The organism is Mesorhizobium sp. M7A.F.Ca.AU.001.01.1.1, assembly GCF_004022735.1.
Taxonomy (GTDB): Bacteria; Pseudomonadota; Alphaproteobacteria; order Rhizobiales; family Rhizobiaceae; genus Mesorhizobium; species Mesorhizobium ciceri.
The window spans coordinates 1-1,600 of sequence record NZ_RZPF01001026.1 but is presented as its reverse complement, the minus strand read 5'-3'; the positions used below and the strand labels follow the sequence as shown (position 1 = coordinate 1,600).

At 63.2% G+C, this 1,600-nt stretch carries 2 protein-coding genes and 1 pseudogene; 2 read left to right on the top strand and 1 reads right to left on the bottom strand.

Translation table 11 applies throughout. From position 1 onward, the window contains the following. The coding region (locus EN884_RS39185; protein WP_206617739.1) for a hypothetical protein at positions 1 to 211 on the bottom strand (211 nt) is incomplete at its 3' end. Here EN884_RS39185 and EN884_RS35380 point away from each other — a divergent pair. Both EN884_RS35380 and EN884_RS35375 read left to right on the top strand, forming a co-directional pair. After that, positions 210 to 1,196 (top strand): ABC transporter permease, encoded by a 987-nt coding sequence (locus EN884_RS35380; RefSeq protein ID WP_013530837.1) that lies wholly within the window; start codon positions 210 to 212, stop codon positions 1,194 to 1,196. The genes EN884_RS39185 and EN884_RS35380 overlap by 2 nt on opposite strands. A 66-nt stretch (positions 1,197 to 1,262) precedes the next feature. Beyond that, positions 1,263 to 1,600 (top strand): annotated as a pseudogene (locus EN884_RS35375) (sugar ABC transporter substrate-binding protein); the annotation flags it as partial.

Here is a 1,600-nt window from a genome sequence, read left to right as displayed (position 1 = left end):
CGCTTTCGCGTGCGGCCGCAATGGCGCAACCAATTGCCAAAAGCGCAGAGTTTTCCGCGCATTGCGCCAGCTTCGGCAATCGATCGTCCACTCGATAAATATCGCAGCCGGCCTGGGTTCCGGGCGCGGATTCATTTGACGAACCGGCGTTGGGCCGATTAGCGTTCTTTCCCAGGGATGGCAGCGCTGCCATCGGGGCAAACGCAGACATGAACACCATCGGCTGGCCAAATTTCAGGAGCCTGAACCAGGAAGGCATTGTCTTTGCCATCGCCGTGGTGCTGTTCGTTGCAGCGGCTATAGGCCTGCCAGGTTTCATCGACCCCAACAATCTCGTCGCCATCGTCCGCTCCGTGTCGGTGCTGGGCATCCTTGCGCTCGGCATGGCCGTGGTCATCATCGGCCGCGGCATCGACCTCTCTGCCGTCGCGATCATGGCGATGTCGGTCGCCTGGTACCTGCAACTGCTGAATTCGGGGACGCCGGACGGGCTTGCCTTCGCCTATGTGCTGGCCGGTGTGCTGGCCATCGGCCTGCTCAATGGTTTTCTCGTCGCCTATGCCGACGTGCCGGCGATCTTCGTGACGCTGGCGACAGGCTCCTTCGTCTTCGGCTATGTACGCTCGCAACTGATCACGCAGGATGCCGTGCCGGTGCCGCAGGGCCATTGGGTCGAGTTGCTCGGCGGCCTGCGCTTCCTCGACATTCCCATCGAGGTTTTCGTCTTCGCAGGGCTGGCCTTCCTGTTCTTCCTGTTCCTTCGCTACACCAAATGGGGCCGCTATATCTATTTCGCCGGCGATAATCCGGTGGCCGCCCGCAACATCGGCATGCCGGTGCGGCCGATGCTGGTGCTGCGCTATGTGCTTTCCGCCTTCGTCGCACTGGTCGCCGGCCTGCTGACGGCGGCCAGCCTGCATTCGATCAATACCCGCGTCGTCAATTCGACGCTGCTCTACGATATCGTGCTGGTGGCGGTTATCGGCGGCATCGGCCTGTCCGGCGGGCGCGGCGGGGTGCGCAACGTGCTGGTCGGTGCGGCACTGATCGGCATCCTGCTCAACGCCATGACCATCATCGACATTCCGCTGCTCTACCAGAACCTGATCAAGGCAGCGATCCTGCTCGGCGCCATCATCGTCGACGGCATCATCAATCCACGTGACGAGCAGACCGCCCAGCAGGGCGACATTTAGACCTGAACTGCGGCGGACGGTTGGGGCCGGCCGCTGATAACAACGACCAAAGCAAAAGGATCCGACATGAAACTGATCAAGACACTCATGGCCGCCGCCACGGCGCTCGCCGTCACCGCCTTCGTGGCGCCAACCTTCGCCGCCGACGATCCGGGGCCGACTGCGTACGCGCAGGCGCTCAAGGGCAAGCGCGTCATGCTGGTGCCGCTGGCAATGGGCTTCGACCTGGCGCAGGGCTGGGCGCACTATCTGAAGACCGAAGTCGAGGCCTGGGGCGGCGTGTTCGAGACGCGCGACCCGAACTGGGTCGTCGATGCCGGCGCGCAGGCGATCACGGACGCCATCTCCTCGGACACCAGGCCGGATGTGCTGATCATCCACGCGCCGGACCTCAACTCCTATTC

Coding starts and splice junctions, on each gene's coding strand:
- EN884_RS35380 (WP_013530837.1), top strand. CDS start 210: ATGAACACCATCGGCTGGCCAAATTTCAGGAGCCTGAACCAGGAAGGC.